This window comes from Pseudoalteromonas sp. S1609 (assembly GCF_005887255.1).
In the GTDB taxonomy this organism is placed as follows: Bacteria; Pseudomonadota; Gammaproteobacteria; order Enterobacterales; family Alteromonadaceae; genus Pseudoalteromonas.
In genome coordinates this window covers 47762-69851 of record NZ_PNDJ01000016.1, presented here as the reverse complement: position 1 = coordinate 69851, position 22090 = coordinate 47762, and the positions used below count along the sequence as shown (strand labels likewise).

Here is a 22090-nt window from a genome sequence, read left to right as displayed (position 1 = left end):
TTTATTGTAAGGCTTTTTCAACCTTTTCAAATAAGTCGTCGCTTAACCCTTCTAAGTTAGCTAATCGCTCTAGTTGGGCCCTCATTGCAGTTGCACGGGTTTCATCATAACGACGCCACGACATAAACGGCGTTAACATACGAGATGCATTTTGCGGATTAATCGCATTAAGCTTAATCAATAAATCGCCAAGTAATGTATAGCCCGTGCCATCTAAACGATGAAACTGTGCGGTATTAAAATGAGAAAAGCTGCCCACTAATGCACGTACTCGGTTTGGATTCGAAGAATCAAAGCAAGGATGCGAGTACAAGGCTTTTATTTTCTCGATAGCATCTTCAGCAGAGTTCATCGCTTGCAAAGCAAACCACTTATCCATTACTAATACATCATGGCGCCATTGAGCGTCAAAATGCTCGAGTAATTGATCCGACAATGGGTGAGCTGCTTTAACCACACTGCTTAACGCACCGAGTACATTGGTCATATTTGTTGAAGATGCAGCCTGCTCAATTAAACTTGCCGCCTCAACACTGTCGGTTTTTGCCAAATAGTGAAGGCACAGCTGTTTGAGCGCACGTATTGCTACCGCTTGGGCACTCACACTGCCATCATCGGTAATGGCTTGGTAACAGCTTAAAAATTCACTGTGCAATTGCGTGGCAATTTGCTGTTCAAATAACTCAATATTAGCCGTTATTTGATCTACCGGTATTATTTCAAATTCAGCAGCTAAGGTATCAAAACTTGGCAACTTCAACAGTTCAGCAACTAGCGCTAAATCGCCCTCACGCTGAGATAGCAATGCGCGAAGTGCATCAATCACATCTTCACTCAAAGGAGTCTTACTTGCTGAAGTAACATTGGCTTTAAGTGCGTTAATAAATAACTGCTGTTGTGCATCCCAGCGTGAAAAGTCGCTACGCGCAAAACGCATAATATGTAATAAATCCGCTTCACTAATAGATTGATTTAAAATACATGGGGCTGAAAAATCTTCGAGCAATACAGCGGTTGGGTTACTGTGAATATTATCAAAGTGAAATGTTTGCGAGCTATTTGTTACATCCAGTACATGATCAAGCTGCTTGCCTTGGTACTGTAATGCAATACTCTGCCCTTGAGAGTCTAAAAGCTCAATAGCAAAAGGAATATGTAACATTGCATTGTCAGGCTGATTCGCTGGCGTAAGCTGCTCTACGCTAAGCGAAAACGTTTGCGCAGGTTCATCATACTTTTTAGTTACGTTCAGGCGAGGTGTACCACAATGGTTATACCAACGCTTAAATTGTGATAAATCAATGGATGATGCATCACTCATTGCTACAACAAAGTCATCACAGGTCACCGCTTGCCCATCATGGCGTTCAAAGTACAAAGCCATGCCTTTTTGAAAGTTTTGCTCACCTAAAAGGGTATGCATCATGCGAATTACTTCTGCCCCTTTGTCGTATACAGTCACAGTGTAAAAGTTATTCATTTCAATTACCTTTTCTGGACGTATCGGATGAGCCATAGGGCCTGCATCTTCACTAAACTGATGAGTACGCATCACTTTTACAGCATCAATTCTATTAAGCGCACGAGAGCCTAAATCACTACTAAATTCTTGATCTCGAAATACCGTCAAGCCTTCTTTTAAAGACAATTGAAACCAGTCACGACAAGTTACACGATTTCCGGTCCAGTTATGAAAGTACTCGTGGCCAACAATAGACTCAATGGTGTGGTAATCTTTATCAGTTGCCGTTTCTTGATTTGCCAACACGCATTTACTGTTAAAAATATTTAACCCTTTATTTTCCATTGCTCCCATATTGAAAAAATCAACGGCAACAATCATATAAATATCAAGGTCGTACTCTAAATTAAAACGAGTTTCATCCCAAGCCATCGCTTTTTTAAGCGACGTCATGGCATGCTCTGTTTTTGGTAAATTTCCTTTATCAACAAATAACGCTAAGGTGACATCTTTACCACTACGAGTTGTGTACTTGTCGTGTAAAACATCAAAGTCCCCTGCCACTAAAGCGAACAAGTAGCTTGGCTTTTTGAATGGGTCTTGCCATTTTACAAAATGACGTCCATCTTGCGTTTCACCGCTATCAACTTGATTACCATTTGAGAGTAAATGCGGGAATGTTGTATCTGCAATTATAGTGACATCAAAAGTAGAAAGGACATCAGGACGGTCCATATAATAGGTTATTTTTCTAAACCCTTGCGCTTCACATTGGGTACAGTAAGCCCCGCCCGATAAGTACAACCCCTCAAGTGAAGTATTGGTTTGCGGTGATGTTTGCGTCACTATGCTTAGCTGACATTCATCAGGTAAGTTATTAATGATTAATTGCTGATTTATAATTTTATAATCTGTGAGCTTTTCACCCTCTACCGACAAAGAGATCAAAGTTAAGTCTATGCCATCTAATACCAGTGGCGCATTTGAATCGCCAACGCGATTAAGCGTTAATAAAGCATTTACTTGAGTTTTTAATGGCTGTAAATCAAATGTCAGCTCAGTGTGTTCGATTGAAAAATGAGGGGCTTGGTAGTCTTTTAGGTATTCTGCTTGAGGTTTTTGTAGTTCAGTCATGTTCACTCCAAAAAAATAGCCCCTTTTAGTGATAAAAGGAGCTACTTAAATTAAGCCGTTTGTTTAGGTTTAATACGTAGTATCTTAATTCCTAAGTAAGCGTAAATAACGGCTAAGAAAGGATTTATAAGGTTAAAGAAAGCATAAAGCGCGTAATCAAACGGATTAATTAATAGAACACTTTGCATATACGCACCACAGGTATTCCATGGTATTAGTGGGCTGGTAATTGTGCCGCCATCTTCTAGAGTACGAGATAAGTTAACAGGCTTTAAGCCACGCTTTTTATATTCTTCTTTAAACATCCGTCCAGGCACCACAATGGCAATATACTGATCCGCAGCAATAACATTGGTACCAATACACGTTGCAATGGTTGAGGCGATAAGAGAGCCAGTGCTTTTTGCTATTTTTAGAATACTTTTAACAAAAATATCAAGTAGCCCTGTTTTCTCCATAATCGCACCAAACATCAGTGCTGTCATGATCAACCATGTAGTGGTTAGCATACCAGACATGCCGCCACCACTCAGTAACGAGTCCATTTTTGCATCGCCCGTATTAATTGTGAAGCCATCAAAAAAGGTGGTCCAAACTAGTTTGAAATAACCGACAAACTCACCCTGAGTCATGTCTATTTGGCTAGCAATTAAGTCCGATTGAAATAACATTGCCCACACCGCGCCAATCACGGCACCAATAGAAATCGCCGGAAACGCTGGCATTTTTCGAATAGCTAATGCGAGTAATACAATTAACGGCACCAACATTTCTAAGCCAATGTTAAAGTTTTGCTGAAGAATTGCAGTTATTTGCTCTATTTGACCCGCCTCTCCCGCAGCAGTAGCGTTAAAGCCCATGAAAATAAAGATGATTAATGCAATGACAAAGCTGGGTACTGTAGTCCAAAGCATATGATGAATATGTTCAAACAAATCTGCACCAGCAACGGCTGGAGCTAAATTGGTTGTTTCCGATAATGGACTAAGCTTATCGCCAAAATAAGCGCCTGATATTACAGCACCCGCGGTAACTGTCGGCTCTAAACCCAGTCCTGAAGCAACACCGAGTAACGCAACACCTATAGTTGCAGCTGTAGTCCATGAACTTCCAATACTCATTGCTACAATGCCACAAATTAAACAACTCGCGGCGTAAAACCAGCTGGGATTGATAATTTGTAGACCGTAATAAATTAATGTCGGAACGGTTCCTGATAATAGCCAAGTTCCGATTAATGCCCCTACCATGAGTAAGATTAAAATCGCACTAAGAGATAAAGTGATCCCCTCAATCATTGCATCTTCTAATTTTTTCCATGTGTAGCCATTTTTTAAACCAATTAACGCCGCAGCGAATGTTGCAAATAACAAGGCAATTTGATTTGGACCTGACGATGAGTCATCACCAAATAAGTACACAGCGGCACCTAATAAACAAATTAATACAGCAATTGGAATGAGTGCATCAAAAAACGAGGCACTTTTTAGTGGTTTTTCTTCAATTGGCTTCAAAATATAGACTCCTACACACATTCGATGCATGTTGATTATTTTTATTAGCACGTACGCGCATTTATTGAGCACTATTGATCTAGCTCAACTTTTGGTAATCCGCGATTATAACAATTTAGCAAATTATCGATAGTAAAAAAGGCGCCTAGGCGCCTTTTTTTTTGGAAAGTGAAGCTTATTTTAGCGCTTAGCTACGCGACCATATTTAATATAATCTTGTGTAATAAGTGCAGCTTCTTCAAGAAATGGGTCAAGCTCTTCAATCACCTCTGGTACATCGTCCAGATTTTCTATTGGCTCTTTACCTAAACGATTTAAGCGCTCATTAGTACGGGCTAGTGCGCGTGCCTCATTTTCTTCTTTTTCTTTAATGCGCTTTTTCTCAACCAAAGAAATTGTTTTACGATCTTTTTCTTCGTTGTAGCGAGCGATATCTTCAAACACATAATTAAATTCAGGTTCGGCTTTAATACGCTCATTATGCTGCTTTTCAAGTACACTGATAATAGGGTTTAAACGCCCTATTTGCTTATACTTTGCTTTTACTATGCTATCCCATGGCAAGGCATTATCTTGTTTACTTTCACCCCATTCTGCAGGGTCAATGGCTGATGGGAAAGTAATGTCTGGGATCACCCCTTTATGCTGTGTACTACCACCATTAATGCGGTAAAACTTTGCAATCGTATATTGCACACTACCTAATGGGTTATCGTATAAGTCATAAGCACGCGCTAAACCTTTATGCTGCTGCACGGTCCCTTTACCAAAGGTTTGCTCACCAATGATAACGGCGCGGCCATAATCTTGCATTGCTGCGGCAAAAATTTCAGACGCGGATGCGCTGTACCTATCAACAAGCACTGTTAACGGGCCATCATAATAAGTAATGCCGTCACGGTCTTTTTGCTCTTCAATACGGTTGTTTAAGGTATGAATTTGTACTACTGGACCTTGATCAAAAAACAAACCTGATAACTGCGTAGCTTCATATAATGAACCGCCGCCATTTTGACGTAAATCAATAATAATTCCGTCTACGTTTTGTTCTTTGAGTTTAGCCAACTCGACTTTTACATCTTTAGATAAATTATTGTAAAAACCAGGAATTTCTATTACACCAATTTTGCTGGTTAAATCAGAATAACTGGCTTCAAAGACTTCTGATTTGGCAGCTCTGTCTTCTAGACGGATTTTATCACGGGTAATTTCAACCACTTTTGGCGTACCGTGAGCATCCGCACCCTTTAGGTATTGCAAACGCACTTTAGTGCCTTTGGGGCCTTTTATTAAATCAACCACATCATCTAAACGCCAGCCAATTACATCAACAAACTCTTCGCCATCTTGAGCCACACCAATAATGCGGTCATCGGCTTTAATTTGCTCAGATTTGTCTGCCGGGCCTCCAGGCACTAAACTACGAATTACCGTATAGTCTTCATCAGGCGTTAATACCGCACCAATGCCTTCAAGCTCAAGATCCATATCCATTTTGAACTGCTCTGCACGACGTGGAGATAAGTATGAAGTATGTGCTTCAATACTACGTGCAAGTGAATTCATTACAATTTGAAATGCATCTTCAGATTTTGATTGTACAAGACGCTTTTCTGCGTTTTTATAACGCTTGGTCAGCACGTCTTTTATGCCAGGCCAATCTTTACCTGTCATTTTTAACCGTAATGCATCATATTTTACACGCTCGCGCCAAATTTCATCTAATTCAGCTTGCGTAGTCGCCCATGGCGCATCTTCACGGTCATAAAAGTATTCATCTTTAGTGTCGAACGTCATTTCATTTTCAAGTAATGAAAGCGAAAATTCGTAACGTTCAAAACGACGTTTAAGGCTTAAGTTGAAAATATCAAATGTAAACCCTAACTTGCCGCTAATAAGCGCGTTATCGAAACGCTCACGATATTGCTCAAAAGAGTCAATATCGCTTTTCAAAAACACGCTTTTATTAAAATCAAGGGATTCGATGTAACGATCAAACACTTTACTTGAAAGCTCATCGTTAAATCGAACAGGTGTGTAATGCGAACGAGTAAATAGATTAGCCACGCGTTTACTGGCTGTACCGTGCTGACTTTCTTGCTTAAGCAAAGGTAAGTCTTTTAATGTTACCGGCTCTACTGCAGCCAATAATGAACCTGAAAACAGCGCAGCAACTAACGGAATGAGCGTAAACTTTTTACTCATACACAACTCCTTAATTTTTTTCGCAACTTAAATGATGTATAAGCTGTCGGCTTTGGTTTTTACTTGCATACCGGTCACTAATTCAACGTGAACATCGTCTTTGTTTACTTCAGTGATTACTGCATTAACAAGTGCTTGGCCAAGTTTAACTTTAACCTTGTTATTAACCTTGACCTCGCCTGCTGGTAAAGGTTCAACTTTTCCTGAACGCTTAGGCGCAGCAGCTTTTGCAGGCTTTGCTGCAGCCGATGAATTTTTAGCCGCATTAGCTGGTTTCTTTTTGAAAGATTTAGCTTCTGAATCTTGACGAGGGCGTTGCTGCTTTTTACGCTTTGCCATTTTAGCACGGCTTTCTTCCAACGCTTTTTGTGCGTGGTCAATATGCTCTTGCTCAACTTTTTCGCCTTGATTTCCGTCAAGATCGATTCTAAATTCAGATTTAGTAACCGCTTCAAGGTAGCGCCAGTTAGAGGTGTATTTTCTAAGTGCTTGACGAACTTGTGTCTTACTAACTTTTTCAGACCCTTCAATGCGCTCAGCGATATCTTTAAAAATACCTACTTTAAGCGGCTGAATACCCTCTTTTTGTTTAAAACATTGTGGAAATTCTTGGTATAAGAACTCCAATACTTCATTAATATCTTTTAGCTTGTTTGTGGTTTCCATTTTAGAACCTATTTAATCACATCTTTTCATCAAGGGCAGAATCAACATAGTGGATACACCAATCAACTAACTCTTCAAAGTCAGCTTCAATCACAGCCATATCACCACGTAAATGTTCCCAAATACCATTTATAATTTCATCAATTGAATCACAGTCTAAATCATCAGGAAGACGATCCCATGCCATGTGAATCAAATCATTGAGCGTTTCCGCTACATGTTCTTCATCCCCTTCCCAATCACCAACATCTTGAACGGCAAAAAGGTAGTCTTGAACATTTAGCAAGTCTTTCATTACAGGCTAGCCTCTAAGCATTTTACAAGTGCTTCAAGCCCTGCTTGGTCATCAGTATCAAATCGGCCAATACTTGGGCTATCTATGTCTAGAACCGCAAATACAGATCCATTTTTCATGATAGGTACAACTATCTCAGAATTTGATGCTGCATCACAGGCTATATGACCGTCAAAAGCATGCACATCTGAAATTAATTGGGTTTGCTCGGTCGCCGCAGCAGTGCCACATACCCCTTTTCCTACTGGAATACGAATACAAGCTGGGTTGCCTTGAAATGGACCAAGTACCAATTCTGATGGTGAATCCATAAAATAAAAGCCCGCCCAATTCACATCTTCTAAAGAGGTAAATAACAGCGCGCTTATATTTGCCATATTGGCAATTATGTTTGATTCACCGCCTATCAGCGATTCAGTTTGCTTAACTAATGACTGGTAAAAATCGTGCTTTTGCATACCAAACTACTTCTTATTAAACATACAGTAGCTAAAGGTACTCTTTGTCACTAAAAATTGAAACCTTTTGCGGGTAAAAAAAAGGAAATTACATGGTTTTACGACACACTTGATTAAATATTCCGCAATTAACTTTGTACCGATTTACGCAGGCCGAATAAAAACAGTCCAGCGGCAAACCCTGACATCACACTATTGATTAAAAAGATCTCGCCTGTAGTGGCGCTCAAAAGATAACTAAAAATAGCGCCTCCCAGCAAGCCCAATGTTAAAACTCCAGAATAATTTACCTTAGAATACTTAAACATAAGTAAATAACCCGGTACTACAAACGCGGCCATCGTTAACCCTACTATGTGCGCGTTAGATATGGCTGTCATCAATAATGACAAAAATATAGAGACAAATTCACCTTGTAACGTTAGTGAATAATAAATACCCAATAGGCTACCCACAATCACAGGAGAAAGTAATGAAAGCGCAACGCTTTTTGCTAATTGGTGTTTCATTTAATATTCCTTAACAACACTCTTAAACTCTTTTATAAGCATGCACCAAGTTCACAATGTTAGAAACAGAGACTATGGTCGTAATTTATAAATTAAAACAAATCACATTGCACTTTTAACTCTTTGCATTTATAGGTCCTGTAGCGCTGAGTTCAAAGTAGCTCAGTCGTTATAACTGAGCTATTTCGTTTGATAGTTGAAAATCACGAGAAGTCACTATTTTCTCTAGCACCGCTAACCTCTCATTTAACAATTTTGATTGGTTTTCCAATGCTTCAACCTTTGCAATGTGAATCGTACTTTGCAATTTTACTTGAGCTGCTACTTTAGAGGCCTTATAAGTAAAATAACGCTTGATAGTTGCTAATACCAATACGGGTGAACTAAATACGATAATAACCATTAATAATTCAAACATAACAATTCCTTTTATTATTTTAATTTGTTGTATAAACAAGACGGCTAGGACAGATGTTAAGCAATTTAGATAACGTTACTTCACGCTGTTTGCCTTTTTTTATTAGCATTTCGACATAAACAATACTCAACACTATAGCTGTTGCTTTAAATACATTGCCTTGTAAATCACCCGCAGCCCCGCCTGACATACCAAAAACCCCGTAAGATGCATTCATTAAAATATGCATCCACATAGGGAACCAAATACGGTAACCGCATTCGCAATATAACCAAGCAAACCAAGTACCTGCGATTGTTGTCACTGTAACGGCCATCAACACTGATAAAGGATCGTTACCTTGATAAATATGCCCCATGCCAAATATCACTGAACTAATCAGTGCTGCAGGGATAAAACCCCACCGACAGTATTTAAATAACACACCAAATAATGCCCCTCTAAATATAACCTCTTCAAAAAAACCAGCGTAAATTGAACCGGTAATTATGGCTGGTATTGAAAGGTTGAGTTCATTACTTAAAAATGCATACCCTAGTGTCATAGGGACACAGCAGAGCACCGCTGCGAGAGTGTAATTTGTGAAGCCTTCAGAGTTAAGCCCTACTATTTCAAATAATTTATCTTGCTTAAATAAAACAATGGCAGCGATAACCAAAGGTCCATACAAAAAGACAAATTTAGCGGGGATAAATAAAACATCGGTTTGGTTATCGATATTAGATAACCAGCTTGACCAACCCTCTCCCCAAAACTGCCTCATTATAAAGTGACAAAATACAAATATAGTAATTATTATTAGTGCGTTCATACCGTGCTTCATACCTATTTTCCTCGTTAAGTTGTTAAATTCAACTTAATCTTGGCAATAGCAAAAACATAAAGCGACACATTAGGGCTTAGTGGTAATTTAAGGTATAAAACTCACTTTTTTGGGGTGATTAACATGGTTTTGGGGTTAATAGCAAAGCATCTTTTATTGTTTTTACGTAAGTGCGAGACACGGGTATTGTTAAATCCGATTTAAAAATCTCTAACTGTAACCCTCCTGCGTTACCGCTATGATGTTTAACGGTTTGTAAATTAACAGCATAAGAACGGTGGCATTTTACTATGGGTGTATTTTGCGGTAGCTGCTTTAACAAAGCCATAAGTGAGGACCGTATTAAGCTCTGTTTTGTATTGTCACCATCAAATATGGTTATTTCACAGTAGTTGTCAGCAGACTTAATAAATAAAATATGAGGGTGCGAAACTTTCAATTCTTCGTTTTTATTCTCACCTTTAAGTGTAACTATTTCGGTTGTCGCTTCATTTAATGGTACTTGGTTTTTGTTAGCTGTAGGAGGAGGTGTTAGTTTTTTTACATGGCGGTTAACTAAAAGTAAAAAAATAAGAGGGAAAACACCAATACAAAATATATAACCTACAAAAAGTAATTGATTTTGCCAGTGCCATGCACCTAAAACTGCAACCACAAAATATCCGTGATTAAATATTGCGGTAATAAACAAATAAATAAAAGGAACAATAACTGAACGGCTGTTATGTTTAAGATTGATATTGAGTGATGCTATTTCAATGGCACCCGATAACAACAAAGCACAAAAGGTCACCAACCCATAACCCGATAGTCGTAGTAACTTATAGGGCTCACTATCGTTTGAAGTACCAAAGGGTTGAAAAATAAAAAGAACAAAAAGTGTGATAAACGAGAACATTACAGCACGATATAAAACTAACCTCTTTGATTCTAAATCATCTTTTAGCCACAACATCCTATTTTAATTACCTTTAGTTTTAAGATGATTAAAAGTAACACACATTAATATGTGCATTCTATTGTATTTAAGCTCTTTTTTTGAATAATTTTTAATTGGTAACGGAGTCAGAATATAAAGCTAAATAAACATTTTACGCAATATAACAAAGACGTATTGGCGCTCAATTAACTTTAAATATACTTTATACATAAAAAGGCAGGTCATAATTAAGTGGGGAGTTTTGTTTCAAGCACAGAAAAGCCCGCTAATAAGCGGGCTTTAATATAATGGTGGAGAGATAGGGATTTGAACCCTAGAGGGGCTATAAACCCCTGCCGGTTTTCAAGACCGGTGCATTCGACCACTCTGCCATCTCTCCGAAAGTGCATAAATTACCAGTAAGAGTGTACTCGTAATTATTTTAATTAGGTGGTGGAGAGATAGGGATTTGAACCCTAGAGGGGCTATAAACCCCTGCCGGTTTTCAAGACCGGTGCATTCGACCACTCTGCCATCTCTCCGCACGGCCTGAATAATAGGGAAACCCTTGGGCTTTGTGAAGCTTTTTTTTCATTTTTTTGTTCAAGTGATTAAAAAACAACTAATTTGTTTAAACATAAAGCAATGAGAGCAAATCCTAACCGGCAAATGAACTTTTATTTAAATTTAGTTGTCTATTGATCTACAAAGGTTTGCCCAAACATATAAGAGTTGGTAATCTAATTTTAGTTAAATTACAGGAACTACTTAGTTTCACTTACAGGAGCTCTACAATGGCGTTTAATCAATCGTACAATACTGCAAAGCCGGTAATGTCGACCATTGAAACAAACAAAGTGCTTAAAAACACTTATTTCTTACTTGCAATGACACTTGCATTTAGTGCAGTCACTGCCGGTATTTCAATGGCACTGCAATTACCTTATTTTATGGGACTTGTATTTACACTTGTCTCATTTGGTCTGCTTTTTGTTGTTAACAAAAAAGCAGATACAGCATCTGGCGTATTTTGGGTGTTCGCGTTTACAGGATTAATGGGCGCAGGTTTAGGCCCACTACTTAATCACTACGCACAATTACCTAATGGTCCTATGCTAATTATGCAAGCGCTAGGTTCTACGGCGTTAATCTTCTTTGGTTTATCTGCTTATGCACTTAACACTAAAAAAGACTTCTCATTCATGGGTGGTTTTTTAACTGTCGGTTTAATTGTGGTTATTGTGGCAAGTATTGTAAATATTTTCCTAGGTAGCTCGTTAATTTTTATGGTACTAAACGCAGCAGTGGTATTAATTATGTCTGGCCTGATTTTGTTCGACACAAGCAGAATCATTAATGGTGGCGAAACAAATTATATCCGTGCAACCGTATCTTTATACCTAAGTGTATATAACCTATTTACGTCATTACTTGCCTTACTTGGCGCAAATAATGACTAATTAAATAGTTCTGTTAAAATAGCCCCTTTATTGGGGCTTTTTTATTGGAATAGTTTTGGCACGCTTTGTACTTTCTTTACATACTCCACCATCAGATCACGATACCACTCAACGTATTGTTAAGTTTGCTCATGCCTGCCTAGCGCAGGGACATAGCGTTGATGCGTTATTTTTATACCAAGATGCTATTTATCATGCTTCAACTCATTTTGAGTTAGCCTCAGATGAGTTAAGTACTCCCTCGCTTTGGCAGCAACTGGCTGAAAAAAATATAAATCTAATGTTATGCGTTACTGCGGCTGAAAAGCGAGGCTTAGATATAAAAAATACCGGCGCATTTGCTGTTGCAGGCTTAGCTGAATTTGCCATGCTGGCCAGTGAAGCAGATAAATGGATACAATTTAAATGATTAATGTACTCGTAATTAGTCAGTCAAGCCCATTTGATGATATGCATATCCGCGATGCACTTGATATGACCCTTATTTTTGCTGCCGTAGATCAAAATATTAGCTGGTTGTTTAGCGGCCCAGCTGTGTTAGCGCTTAAAAAAAACCAAAAGCCAAATAGTTTAGGTATCAAAGATTTTTTTAAAAACATTAAAATGTTGGAAATCTATGATGTTGAAAATATTTACGTTTGTGAAAAGTCACTGATTGATTATGGTTTAAGTAAAAGTGAACTACTCATTGAGGCAAACATAGTAAACTTTAATGCCCAAAAACAGTTAATTCACAATCAGCAGCATGTGGTGACCCTATGAGTACTTTACATATTTTTTCAAAACCACTGAATTACTACAGTACCCACAGCTTAGACAATCTAATTATGCTCACAGACAGTGTTTTACTCGTGGGTGACGCTTGCTTTGCAAAAGGGCAATATAGACAATTTGCTGACTCACTTTATATTTTAAAAGATGATGCAGAAGCTCGAGATATATCATTAAATATGAACGACAAAGCAATTAGCTATGATGAGTTCGTTACCCTCAGTTTAACTGCAAAACAATCAATTACTTGGTGAACCATGTTGGAATTTAATAATCAATCAATAGACACTGATAAACAAGGTTATTTGCTAGATCATACTGTTTGGTCAAAAGAGTTAGCCAATGTTATTGCAGAGCAAGAAAACATCACATTAACTGAGCAGCATTGGGAAGTTGTTAACTTTGTGCGAGAGTTTTATCTTGAATATAACACCAGTCCAGCCATTAGAATGTTAGTCAAAGCCATGGCTAAAGCACTCGGTGAGGATAAAGGGAACAGCATGTACTTATACAAACTTTTTCCTAAAGGGCCAGCCAAACAAGCAACTAAAATTGCGGGTTTACCTAAACCTGCACGGTGTATTTAATGAAGCATAAAACTGAACATTCGCCCTCCTCAAAGGGTAAGCGCAATACAGGCCGTACTTACTCTCGAAGTGGTATCAATAAAAGGACAGTAAAAAGACCAATAAAGCCGGCAATAGCGCAGAGCTATAAAAAAGTCATTTTATTTAATAAACCTTATGATGTTCTTTGCCAGTTCACTGACGATCAAAATAGGCAAACATTGGCTAATTTTATTCCTATAAAAGATGTTTACGCAGCAGGTCGTTTAGACAGGGACAGCGAAGGGTTGTTGTTATTAACAAACTGCGGCAAGTTACAAAATACGCTCACATCGCCTGGTAAAAAAACCAACAAAACCTATTGGGTTCAGGTTGAAGGGATCCCAACACAAGCGTCTATCGATGCTTTAAATAAAGGTGTCGAACTCAAAGATGGCATCACCTTGCCCGCTGAAGTAACTTTAATGGATGAACCAGCGCTTTGGGCAAGGACTCCTCCAGTGCGAGAGCGTAAATCAATACCTACATCATGGCTAAGTATTACAATTAACGAAGGCAGAAACCGTCAAGTTAGACGCATGACAGCTCATGTTGGCCACCCTACTTTGCGTTTAATTCGCTACAGTATCGGTAAATACACGCTAGAGGGAATAAATAGCGGAGAATTCAAAGAAATTGATAATTAACCATCAAGTTGCGTTAATTATCTGTAGCTAACGCAATACAATTTCTTCCTTGTTTTTTCGCGTAATAAAGTGCGTTATCTGCTTGTTTAAAAAATTGTGCATGATCGCTATCGTCTTCATGCTCTATGGTGTTTATTCCCATACTGACAGACAATATACCTGTAAAGCTGTCTTTGTGGGGAATGGCCATTTTTTCAATCGATTTTTGTATTTGTTCGGCAATAAATAATGCCCCTTGCTTACCTGTTTGAGGTAACAGCACGACAAACTCTTCGCCTCCGAATCGCGCTACAAAATCTTCTGGCCTGCAGACGGTTTCAGCTAATTTTTGCGCAACTTGAAATAAACATTTATCTCCTTCGAGATGACCATATCGGTCGTTATACTTTTTAAAATTATCGATATCAATAATGATCATCGAAAGCTCACGATGCTCGTTCGATAACTTGTTAAATTCAGACGTTAGTTTTTCATCAAAGCGCCGCCTGTTGGCTATTTTAGTGAGTGAGTCTAAAAACGCCATATCACTGAGTATTTCTTGAGATTTTAAACGCTCAGTAGCATCGTTGAATATAGCAATAAATTCTCCTTCAACACTGATACCAGAAACTTGCATCACAATTTCACTGCCATCTTTACAAGAAATCCTGTAATCATTAGCTGGGATATCATCATTATTTTGATTGGCTTGCTCAAGTGACTCCTGCCATAACGTTTGTGCAAATGTTCTGTAATCTTTTTCAGGGTAGGCTAATTTCCACCAAACATTAAGATTAGGTACGTCTTGTAACGTGTAACCAAATACATCAATAAAACGTTGGTTCACTTTTAAAATATCACCAGTTACCATACAAACATCACATACCGGTAAGGGTAGAATCGTGAATAACCGCGCATAATGACTCAACTCATGCTTGCGCATAGGGTGTTGGGTAGTGCTTATAACATTATAGTCTTGTTCTTTGTTTTCACGTTCAAGCGATACATTCATTGAAGCGACAAAATGCCACTCTACCCACCATTTCTCTAACTGGCTTAAAATTGCCTTTTGTGATGATTTTAAAGAGCCTAAAGAGGATTCTATAAGCCTAAACAGCTCAACAATCGGATTAGGCTCTTGATAAAGATAGGGAGCTGGCACAGTTATAATGTCATAAAATAACTTATAAGCTGATTCTTTGAATTGCTGTAGTGAATAATCGTCTTCAAAAGTAAGATTTGACACCGTTTTTTCGGACGCATCCAGCACAAACGACTTAACCAAATGTGATTGCGAGGCGTAATTCATATATTCATTCCATTGATTATATTTTAGGTTATTTAAGTATTTACGTGTTTAGATACTAATTAAGATATGGTAGGTAATCTCAAATGTAAAGTTTTGTTAATGAAGAATAGCGCTACGTAATTAAATACGACAAAAGCAACTTACAAAGTATGAAGCCATCAATATAATTCATCCCTTTTCATTAGCCTAAAAATGAGTAAATTACACACCAAACTACGCCTTACTAACCATTGGATGGAAAAAGTTACAACAAAATCTATTCAATCCCCCATCCTCTCTTTAAGCACCAACAAAATACATGCTATAATCGCGGCCTTTCCAAGTTAACAGTAATCTGTATAAGCGAAATTATTCATGAGCGAAAATAGTCACATTAAAGTCATCGTTGGTATGTCCGGCGGTGTTGATTCTTCTGTATCTGCATATTTATTAAAACAGCAAGGCTACCAAGTAGAAGGCTTGTTTATGAAGAACTGGGAAGAAGATGACAATGATGAATATTGCGCTGCTGCTGAAGATTTAAAAGATGCACAAGCTGTATGTGACAAGTTAGGCATTGAACTTCATACCGTTAATTTTGCTGCTGAATACTGGGATAATGTATTTGAATACTTTTTAGCAGAATACAAAGCGGGTCGTACACCCAACCCAGATATAATGTGTAATAAAGAAATAAAATTTAAAGCGTTTTTAGAGTTTGCTGCGCAAGCACTTGGTGCTGATTTTATTGCAACTGGTCACTATGTGCGCCGAGAGCTACGCGATGACAAATACGTAATGTGCCGAGGCCTAGACGATAACAAAGATCAAAGCTACTTTTTGTATACACTAAGCCATGAGCATATTGCGCAAACACTATTTCCTGTCGGAGATATTGCCAAACCAGAAGTACGCCGCATTGCTGAAGAACAGGATTTAATTACCCATGATAAAAAAGACAGCACCGGCATTTGTTTCATTGGCGAGCGTAAATTCAAAGATTTTCTGCAAAAGTTTTTGCCTGCACAACCTGGAGTAATTGAAGACACCGATGGTAACAATGTAGGTGAGCATGAAGGCTTGATGTATCACACCCTTGGCCAGCGTAAAGGTTTATTAATTGGTGGCATGAAAGAAGGCTCGGGCGAACCATGGTACGTGGTAGATAAAGATATAGAACGAAATGTTCTTGTTGTTGGTCAAGGTAAAGATCACCCTCGCTTGTACAGTAACGGCCTTAATGCAAACCAATTACACTGGGTAGATCGCGTTGGCCCGCAAGGTACAACTCGCTGCACCGTTAAAACTCGCTACCGTCAAGAAGACTTAAGCTGTACATTACTCGTTGGAGAAGATGGTATGGCACGCGTATTGTTTGATGAGCCGCAAAAAGCCGTTACCCCAGGACAATCCGCCGTATTTTACGCTGATGAAGTCTGTTTAGGCGGTGGTATTATTGATTCGGTGATTAAGTAATGAATCAACATCAAGTCATGGCACTTGCTGCCATGTGCCAAGTAGCAAAACAAGTACAAAAGGTTGCTCAATACGGTCGTTGTGATGAACATGACTTATCAACGTTGTTATCAAGTATTGTGCAAACCTCACCCGCCTCTCCTGAGGATGTATACCAAGGCACACAAAATTTGCGTGATGGCTATAAAACATTAATGGCACAACTGAGTGCCGGTGCTCAAAAAGATGTTGAAATAGTTAAATACGTGGGTGGCTTAATGCAGTTAGAGCGAGCCCTTAGTGCCAATAGTAAGAGCCTCAATGAATTAGGTAAACGTATTGATGATATTCATCGTCGTTTAGATCATTTTGCTATTACTGATGACAGTGTTGTTGCCGGTTTAGCAGATATATACTCGTCGGTGCTAAGCCCCCTTGGGCACCGAATCCAGGTTTATGGTAAACCCGAGTTATTAAAACAGCAGCTCACTCAAAACAAAATCCGTGCGTTACTTTTAGCCGGCATTCGTAGTGCAGTATTATGGCGTCAAATGGGCGGCAAACGTCGTCATTTCTTTTTTGCAAAAAGAAAAATTCTCGCCATTGCTAAAACAAAAATTTAATTATCGTTCAAACTAAAATTTAGGAGTTATTATGGAGCTTTCAGCGTTAACGGCTATCTCTCCGGTTGATGGTCGCTACGGCAGCAAAACCACTGAACTACGCAGTATTTTTAGCGAATTTGGATTAATCAAATACCGCGTAACCGTTGAAGTGCGTTGGTTGCAAGCGTTAGCTGCAGCAAGCGATATAAAAGAAGTCCCAGCTTTAAGCGAGCAAGCAAACGGACTATTAAATGCTATCGTCGATAACTTCTGTGAAGCCGATGCGCAGCGTGTTAAAGACATTGAACGCACCACTAACCATGATGTAAAAGCCGTAGAGTACCTACTAAAAGAAAAAGTAGCTGATAACGCTGAATTACATGCCATTAATGAATTTATTCACTTTGCATGTACATCTGAAGATATTAATAATCTATCTCACGGTTTAATGTTAAGTGAAGCACGTAACAATGTTATTTTACCTTATTGCGATGAGCTATTAAGCGCAATTAAAGAAAAAGCTGTTGAATACAAAGCCATTCCAATGATGACCCGTACGCATGGGCAACCTGCAACCCCATCAACTATGGGTAAAGAGTTTGCAAACGTATACATGCGTTTAAAGCGTCAACGTGATCAAATTGCCCAAGTAGAAATGCTAGGCAAAGTAAATGGTGCTGTAGGTAACTACAATGCTCACCTAAGTGCTTACCCTGATTACGACTGGCATACTCACGCAGATAAATTTGTAGCTAGCCTAGGTTTAACACTTAACCCGTTTACCACACAAATTGAACCGCATGACTACATTGCAGAACTATTTGATGCTATTGCGCGTTTTAATACTATATTGCTCGATTTTGACCGCGATATGTGGGGATACATTGCGCTTAATCACTTCAAGCAAAAAACCATTGCTGGTGAAATTGGCTCATCAACTATGCCACATAAAGTAAACCCTATTGATTTTGAAAACTCAGAAGGTAACTTAGGTTTAGCTAATGCCATATTAGGTCACTTAGCGCAAAAGCTGCCTGTTTCTCGTTGGCAACGTGATTTAACTGACTCAACCGTATTACGTAATTTAGGTGTAGGTATGGGTTATGCTGTTATTGCATACCAATCAACACTTAAAGGTGTAAGCAAGCTAGAAGTTAACGAACAGCGATTAGCCGATGAGCTTGACCAAAACTGGGAGCTATTAGCAGAGCCAATTCAAACAGTAATGCGTAAATACGGCATTGAAAAGCCATATGAAAAGCTAAAAGATTTAACGCGTGGTAAACGTGTAAATCAAGAAATTATGGCTGACTTCATTGATGGTTTAGATTTACCAGACGCTGCAAAAGCAGAAATGAAAAAGCTAACCCCAGCCAACTACATTGGTCGCGCTGTTGAGTTTATTGATGATTTAGTTTAATTACTCAAATCTACTAATAAAAAGCGAAAGGTACCTGCCTTTCGCTTTTTTCATTTAGGTCTTAACGTTATAGGCATTCTATGTATCAATTAAAAATAAATGAATTATCTGAGCAAGCGTTTTTAAATCAATATTGGCAAAAAAAGCCACTGTTAATCAAAAGAGGTTTTAATGACTTTAAAGACCCTCTTGATGCCAATGAACTGGCAGGCCTTGCTATGGAAGACAGCATAGAGTCGCGTATTATAACCAACCATAACCAGCAATGGCAGTCCCATCAAGGGCCGTTTGAAGATTTTGAAATACTCACCGACGAGCACGCTACTTTATTAGTACAAGCAGTCGATCATTGGCACCCAGAAGCCGCACAATTGCTTGAACCATTTCGTTTTATTCCTAACTGGCGCATAGATGATTTAATGATCAGCTACTCAACCCCTGGCGGTGGTGTTGGACCACACTTAGATCAATATGATGTATTTATTATACAAGGTGAAGGCAAACGCCATTGGCGTGTAGGCTTACCTGACGCCTCATTAAAGCAATTTGCTCAAAATAAAAGCTTGCTACAAGTTGAAGCTTTCACCGCAGTAATTGATTGTGTTTTAGAGCCTGGTGACATTTTGTACATACCACCAGGTTGTCCGCATGAAGGCTATGCCATTGAAAATGCTTTAAACTACTCGGTCGGATTTAGAGCGCCTAATCAACAAGATTTACTGTCTAGTTTTGCAGATCATATTATTGACACAGAAAGCGGCCAAAAGCGTTACACGGACCATACCCTCGCGCTACGTGATTCAAAAGGTGAGCTTACGCAAAGCGAAGTTGATAAAGTAAAAACGTTAATGCAAGCTTTAATAGAAAACGACAACTTATTTAAAAACTGGTTAGGAAACACATTAAGTCAACCTAAGCATGATATGGATTTAGCGCCTGAAGAAAACCCGTTTAGTACAGCTGAAATTATGCAACAACTGGACAGTGATGTGACATTTGAGCGTCTTGGTGGCACGCGTGCAATTTACCAATGCATAGGTGATGAGCTGCTTTTAAGTGTTAATGGCGAAAACTACCCTTTACCGCTATCTGATTTAGAGGCTGTAAAACAGCTAACTGATTTTATTGAATTTGATAGCAGCTTGCTGAATTCAACCACACCTAGCCTAGATTTTATCGAAACCTTTACTACACTGGTAAATGAGGGGATTTGGTTTAGCTAGGAGGAGGCTATGGTTTATACTGTTGACAAAGTTGATTGGCAAAGTGAAAAAGATCAACTTCAACAAATAAGAGAGCGTGTTTTTGTTTACGAATTACATATTCCAAAGAATATTGAATTTGATAGCTTAGATGCGTTCGCTCAACATATTCTGGTTACCGATAATATGCACTCACCTGTTGCCACAGGTCGATTATGTAATGATGGTTTAATAGGTAGAATTGCCGTACTACCCCAGCACCGCAATCGCAACGTTTATAAATCTCTACTTAATTTCATTGTAAAGCTTGCCGAAGAGCAAGGTATTGAGGCTGTCAGTATTAACTGTATTTTAAATGAAGTAGAACGATTCAAAAATAACGGCTTTACTGTGCAAGGGCACGTTTTTATGGAAGCTGGCATTCCAAGACAGCGAATGGAATGCCCTATTACATGCTTTGAAACACGGCCATTTACTTTAGTGCATTAACCAAAAAACGAGCCATTTGGCTCGTTTTTTACTTTATTCTTGTCGGTAATCTTTGAAGAACCGCTGCATTTTCATCATTGCACTGCTTAGATCATCTTTATTAGGTAAAAACACCAATCTAAAATGATCGGGATCTGGCCAGTTAAAAGCGCGCCCATGTACTAATAATATTTTTTCTGCCTTTAACAAGTCAAACATCATTTGTTCATCATTTTTAATATTAAACAATTTTGTATCAACTTTGGGAAATGCATACAGCGCCCCTTTTGGCTTTTTACAGCTTATCCCCTCAATTGCATTTAATCCACGCCAAGCAATATCTCGTTGCTCGTATAAGCGACCTCCGGGGTCAATTAAACTGTCAATGGATTGTACCCCACCCAATGCTTGCTGAATGGCATATTGAGCAGGGACGTTTGCGCATAAACGCATTGAGGCAAGAATATCGAGGCCTTTAATTAAATCTGTCATTAAGGCAGTGCGCCCGCTTAGCACCATCCAACCCATTCTAAGACCAGCGGCACGATATGTCTTAGCTAAACCGTTAAACGTAATAATGGGAATATCGTCGCACAATGCACCAATAGAAGTATGGGTAACGCCGTCGTACAGAATTTTCTCGTATATTTCGTCACTTAACAGTAAAAGCTTGTGCTCTCGGGCAATACTTATCAACTCTTCAAGCAAGGCATCACTGTACACTGCCCCTGTTGGATTATTAGGGTTTATTAACACCAATGCTTTAGTTTTCGAGGTGATTTTGCTTTTAATATCATCAATATCAGGAAACCAATCTTGCTCTTCATCACATAAATAGTGAACAGGGTTACCGCCTGCTAGCTTTACCGACGCAGTCCAAAGCGGATAATCGGGTGCAGGAATTAATACTTCATCGTCATTATTTAACAACGCTTGAGTAACCATTTGAATAAGTTCACTCACACCGTTGCCAATGTAAATATTATCAACGTCTAAGTTGTGTAAACCTCGCTGTTGGTAATGCTGATAAATAGCAACACGCGCAGAGTAAAGCCCTTTAGAATCACAATAGCCTTGAGCAGAATATAAATTACGAATAATGTCGCGGTGCATATCTTCTGGCATATCAAAACCAAACGCCGCGGGGTTACCAATATTAAGCTTAAGTACTTTTTGGCCCTCGTCTTCCATTTTTTTAGCTTGCACTAAAACGGGACCACGGATGTCATAACAGACGCCGTCTAATTTATGACTCTTTTTTATTTCTGACATTGTTACCTCTAAAGAGCAAGTTAGTCTTAAGACTAACTCAGTAAAGCCGTGAATTACTAGGGAAATTAAGCGCTTAAAACTGAAAAAAATTCACGTTAACATTCTATTCTGTTCTTTTTAAACGAGCTTACCTCTGAGCTTGCCACTCATTTAATTTTGCTTGTGAGCCAATAACTTGCGCCATTAAATTATTTGCTGCATCAACAGCCTGTTCCTCGTTATCATTATTTAAATTATATTCAATTAAACGTGCCACTTCGGCTAAACTTGCCGCTCCAAACTGAGCCGCATTTGATTTAAGGCTATGAGAATGGCGAATAGCAGCCTCTTTATCTTGCCCAAGCGCTGCAATAGTTTCGCTTCCTAAGCGCTCAAATTCCGCACAACAAAATTCCAACGTATCTGGAAATTGTTCACCTAATAGCGATTCCATACTTTCTAAAGCGGATTCGTCGATACTGATCTCTGTCATATTAATGCCCTTTAATGCGGTCCTGCGATTTCTCTTTCATCTC

General features: G+C 38.8%; 24 protein-coding genes and 2 tRNA genes. 11 read left to right on the top strand and 15 right to left on the bottom strand.

What is annotated here, in order from left to right; genetic code table 11:
* Position 1 precedes the first annotated feature (1 nt).
* The 12 genes from pepN to CWB76_RS05490 form a co-directional block, all read right to left on the bottom strand.
* Positions 2-2596 carry an aminopeptidase N gene (pepN, locus tag CWB76_RS05545; protein ID WP_138606057.1) on the bottom strand — a complete coding sequence of 865 codons (2595 nt, stop codon included), beginning with the start codon at positions 2594-2596 and terminating at the stop codon, positions 2-4.
* Positions 2597-2646: 50 nt separating this feature from the next.
* Positions 2647-4131, bottom strand: coding sequence for a Na+/H+ antiporter NhaC (nhaC, locus tag CWB76_RS05540; protein WP_138606189.1), 1485 nt, complete (start codon positions 4129-4131; stop codon positions 2647-2649).
* A gap of 159 nt (positions 4132-4290) precedes the next feature.
* Positions 4291-6315 carry a carboxy terminal-processing peptidase gene (gene prc / locus CWB76_RS05535; RefSeq protein WP_138606055.1) on the bottom strand — a complete coding sequence of 675 codons (2025 nt, stop codon included), beginning with the start codon at positions 6313-6315 and terminating at the stop codon, positions 4291-4293.
* 27 nt (positions 6316-6342) lie between these two features.
* Positions 6343-6981, bottom strand: coding sequence for an RNA chaperone ProQ (gene proQ / locus CWB76_RS05530; RefSeq protein ID WP_010390161.1), 639 nt, complete (start codon positions 6979-6981; stop codon positions 6343-6345).
* A gap of 16 nt (positions 6982-6997) precedes the next feature.
* Positions 6998-7276 carry a hypothetical protein gene (locus CWB76_RS05525; RefSeq protein WP_138606053.1) on the bottom strand — a complete coding sequence of 93 codons (279 nt, stop codon included), beginning with the start codon at positions 7274-7276 and terminating at the stop codon, positions 6998-7000.
* Positions 7276-7734 carry a free L-methionine (R)-S-oxide reductase MsrC gene (msrC, locus tag CWB76_RS05520; RefSeq protein WP_054201014.1) on the bottom strand — a complete coding sequence of 153 codons (459 nt, stop codon included), beginning with the start codon at positions 7732-7734 and terminating at the stop codon, positions 7276-7278. Before msrC ends, CWB76_RS05525 begins: the two co-directional genes overlap by 1 nt.
* Positions 7735-7862: 128 nt before the next feature.
* Positions 7863-8243, bottom strand: a complete 381-nt coding sequence (locus CWB76_RS05515; RefSeq protein WP_138606051.1) for a hypothetical protein — start codon at positions 8241-8243, stop codon at positions 7863-7865.
* A gap of 169 nt (positions 8244-8412) precedes the next feature.
* Positions 8413-8661, bottom strand: a complete 249-nt coding sequence (locus tag CWB76_RS05510) for a hypothetical protein (protein ID WP_138606049.1) — start codon at positions 8659-8661, stop codon at positions 8413-8415.
* Positions 8662-8680: 19 nt separating this feature from the next.
* Complete coding sequence (locus tag CWB76_RS05505; protein WP_138606047.1) at positions 8681-9484, bottom strand: CPBP family intramembrane glutamic endopeptidase; 804 nt, start codon at positions 9482-9484, stop codon at positions 8681-8683.
* A 118-nt stretch (positions 9485-9602) separates the two neighbouring features.
* Positions 9603-10439, bottom strand: coding sequence for a LytTR family DNA-binding domain-containing protein (locus tag CWB76_RS05500; protein ID WP_138606045.1), 837 nt, complete (start codon positions 10437-10439; stop codon positions 9603-9605).
* Between the two features lie 273 nt (positions 10440-10712).
* Positions 10713-10803 (bottom strand) — tRNA-Ser (locus CWB76_RS05495).
* 51 nt (positions 10804-10854) lie between these two features.
* A tRNA-Ser gene (locus tag CWB76_RS05490) sits at positions 10855-10945 on the bottom strand.
* Positions 10946-11197: 252 nt separating this feature from the next.
* Between CWB76_RS05490 and CWB76_RS05485 the strand changes: the two genes are divergently transcribed.
* The 6 genes from CWB76_RS05485 to CWB76_RS05460 are packed head-to-tail and all read left to right on the top strand — an operon-like array spanning position 11198 to position 13886.
* A complete protein-coding gene (locus CWB76_RS05485) occupies positions 11198-11863 on the top strand; it encodes a Bax inhibitor-1/YccA family protein (RefSeq protein ID WP_138606043.1) in 666 nt (221 codons plus the stop codon).
* Between the two features lie 55 nt (positions 11864-11918).
* Positions 11919-12272, top strand: a complete 354-nt coding sequence (gene tusD, locus CWB76_RS05480) for a sulfurtransferase complex subunit TusD (protein ID WP_054201015.1) — start codon at positions 11919-11921, stop codon at positions 12270-12272.
* Positions 12269-12625 (top strand): sulfurtransferase complex subunit TusC, encoded by a 357-nt coding sequence (gene tusC, locus CWB76_RS05475; RefSeq protein ID WP_024603060.1) that lies wholly within the window; start codon positions 12269-12271, stop codon positions 12623-12625. The genes tusD and tusC overlap by 4 nt, the downstream gene beginning before the upstream one ends.
* Positions 12622-12888, top strand: coding sequence for a DsrH/TusB family sulfur metabolism protein (locus CWB76_RS05470; protein WP_010390171.1), 267 nt, complete (start codon positions 12622-12624; stop codon positions 12886-12888). Before tusC ends, CWB76_RS05470 begins: the two co-directional genes overlap by 4 nt.
* A gap of 3 nt (positions 12889-12891) precedes the next feature.
* On the top strand, positions 12892-13221 hold the full coding sequence (locus CWB76_RS05465; protein WP_138606041.1) for a TusE/DsrC/DsvC family sulfur relay protein: 330 nt from the start codon (positions 12892-12894) through the stop codon (positions 13219-13221).
* Positions 13221-13886 (top strand): pseudouridine synthase, encoded by a 666-nt coding sequence (locus tag CWB76_RS05460; protein WP_138606039.1) that lies wholly within the window; start codon positions 13221-13223, stop codon positions 13884-13886. The genes CWB76_RS05465 and CWB76_RS05460 overlap by 1 nt, the downstream gene beginning before the upstream one ends.
* 13 nt (positions 13887-13899) lie before the next feature.
* On the opposite strand, the gene CWB76_RS05455 is transcribed toward CWB76_RS05460, so the two are convergent.
* The gene (locus CWB76_RS05455) at positions 13900-15174 is read right to left on the bottom strand and encodes a sensor domain-containing diguanylate cyclase (RefSeq protein ID WP_138606037.1); all 1275 of its coding nucleotides are present in this window, start codon (positions 15172-15174) and stop codon (positions 13900-13902) included.
* A 354-nt stretch (positions 15175-15528) separates the two neighbouring features.
* Between CWB76_RS05455 and mnmA the strand changes: the two genes are divergently transcribed.
* The 5 genes from mnmA to CWB76_RS05430 all read left to right on the top strand — a co-directional run bounded on the left by mnmA (position 15529) and on the right by CWB76_RS05430 (position 20324).
* On the top strand, positions 15529-16629 hold the full coding sequence (gene mnmA, locus CWB76_RS05450; RefSeq protein ID WP_010390175.1) for a tRNA 2-thiouridine(34) synthase MnmA: 1101 nt from the start codon (positions 15529-15531) through the stop codon (positions 16627-16629).
* Positions 16629-17231 carry a high frequency lysogenization protein HflD gene (gene hflD / locus CWB76_RS05445; RefSeq protein WP_055012553.1) on the top strand — a complete coding sequence of 201 codons (603 nt, stop codon included), beginning with the start codon at positions 16629-16631 and terminating at the stop codon, positions 17229-17231. Before mnmA ends, hflD begins: the two co-directional genes overlap by 1 nt.
* 31 nt (positions 17232-17262) lie before the next feature.
* Positions 17263-18633 (top strand): adenylosuccinate lyase, encoded by a 1371-nt coding sequence (purB, locus tag CWB76_RS05440; protein WP_055012554.1) that lies wholly within the window; start codon positions 17263-17265, stop codon positions 18631-18633.
* Between the two features lie 80 nt (positions 18634-18713).
* Positions 18714-19856: a ribosomal protein uL16 3-hydroxylase gene (locus tag CWB76_RS05435; RefSeq protein WP_138606035.1), complete on the top strand. Its 1143-nt coding sequence runs from the start codon at positions 18714-18716 to the stop codon at positions 19854-19856.
* A 9-nt stretch (positions 19857-19865) separates the two neighbouring features.
* A complete protein-coding gene (locus CWB76_RS05430) occupies positions 19866-20324 on the top strand; it encodes a GNAT family N-acetyltransferase (protein WP_138606032.1) in 459 nt (152 codons plus the stop codon).
* Positions 20325-20357: 33 nt separating this feature from the next.
* Here the strand turns inward: CWB76_RS05430 and CWB76_RS05425 are convergent, their stop codons facing one another.
* Together CWB76_RS05425 and CWB76_RS05420 are read right to left on the bottom strand one after the other, a co-directional pair.
* Positions 20358-21575, bottom strand: a complete 1218-nt coding sequence (locus CWB76_RS05425; protein ID WP_138606030.1) for a pyridoxal phosphate-dependent aminotransferase — start codon at positions 21573-21575, stop codon at positions 20358-20360.
* Between the two features lie 127 nt (positions 21576-21702).
* Positions 21703-22047: an Hpt domain-containing protein gene (locus CWB76_RS05420; protein ID WP_138606028.1), complete on the bottom strand. Its 345-nt coding sequence runs from the start codon at positions 22045-22047 to the stop codon at positions 21703-21705.
* Positions 22048-22090 lie beyond the last annotated feature (43 nt).

Coding starts and splice junctions, on each gene's coding strand:
- CWB76_RS05420 (WP_138606028.1), bottom strand. CDS start 22,047: ATGACAGAGATCAGTATCGACGAATCCGCTTTAGAAAGTATGGAATCG.
- tusC (WP_024603060.1), top strand. CDS start 12,269: ATGATTAATGTACTCGTAATTAGTCAGTCAAGCCCATTTGATGATATG.
- msrC (WP_054201014.1), bottom strand. CDS start 7,734: ATGCAAAAGCACGATTTTTACCAGTCATTAGTTAAGCAAACTGAATCG.
- nhaC (WP_138606189.1), bottom strand. CDS start 4,131: ATGTGTGTAGGAGTCTATATTTTGAAGCCAATTGAAGAAAAACCACTA.
- CWB76_RS05430 (WP_138606032.1), top strand. CDS start 19,866: ATGGTTTATACTGTTGACAAAGTTGATTGGCAAAGTGAAAAAGATCAA.
- proQ (WP_010390161.1), bottom strand. CDS start 6,981: ATGGAAACCACAAACAAGCTAAAAGATATTAATGAAGTATTGGAGTTC.
- CWB76_RS05470 (WP_010390171.1), top strand. CDS start 12,622: ATGAGTACTTTACATATTTTTTCAAAACCACTGAATTACTACAGTACC.
- CWB76_RS05500 (WP_138606045.1), bottom strand. CDS start 10,439: ATGTTGTGGCTAAAAGATGATTTAGAATCAAAGAGGTTAGTTTTATAT.
- CWB76_RS05425 (WP_138606030.1), bottom strand. CDS start 21,575: ATGTCAGAAATAAAAAAGAGTCATAAATTAGACGGCGTCTGTTATGAC.
- CWB76_RS05505 (WP_138606047.1), bottom strand. CDS start 9,484: ATGAAGCACGGTATGAACGCACTAATAATAATTACTATATTTGTATTT.
- CWB76_RS05465 (WP_138606041.1), top strand. CDS start 12,892: ATGTTGGAATTTAATAATCAATCAATAGACACTGATAAACAAGGTTAT.
- purB (WP_055012554.1), top strand. CDS start 17,263: ATGGAGCTTTCAGCGTTAACGGCTATCTCTCCGGTTGATGGTCGCTAC.
- prc (WP_138606055.1), bottom strand. CDS start 6,315: ATGAGTAAAAAGTTTACGCTCATTCCGTTAGTTGCTGCGCTGTTTTCA.
- CWB76_RS05455 (WP_138606037.1), bottom strand. CDS start 15,174: ATGAATTACGCCTCGCAATCACATTTGGTTAAGTCGTTTGTGCTGGAT.
- hflD (WP_055012553.1), top strand. CDS start 16,629: ATGAATCAACATCAAGTCATGGCACTTGCTGCCATGTGCCAAGTAGCA.
- mnmA (WP_010390175.1), top strand. CDS start 15,529: ATGAGCGAAAATAGTCACATTAAAGTCATCGTTGGTATGTCCGGCGGT.
- CWB76_RS05525 (WP_138606053.1), bottom strand. CDS start 7,276: ATGAAAGACTTGCTAAATGTTCAAGACTACCTTTTTGCCGTTCAAGAT.
- CWB76_RS05460 (WP_138606039.1), top strand. CDS start 13,221: ATGAAGCATAAAACTGAACATTCGCCCTCCTCAAAGGGTAAGCGCAAT.
- CWB76_RS05515 (WP_138606051.1), bottom strand. CDS start 8,243: ATGAAACACCAATTAGCAAAAAGCGTTGCGCTTTCATTACTTTCTCCT.
- CWB76_RS05485 (WP_138606043.1), top strand. CDS start 11,198: ATGGCGTTTAATCAATCGTACAATACTGCAAAGCCGGTAATGTCGACC.
- CWB76_RS05510 (WP_138606049.1), bottom strand. CDS start 8,661: ATGTTTGAATTATTAATGGTTATTATCGTATTTAGTTCACCCGTATTG.
- pepN (WP_138606057.1), bottom strand. CDS start 2,596: ATGACTGAACTACAAAAACCTCAAGCAGAATACCTAAAAGACTACCAA.
- CWB76_RS05435 (WP_138606035.1), top strand. CDS start 18,714: ATGTATCAATTAAAAATAAATGAATTATCTGAGCAAGCGTTTTTAAAT.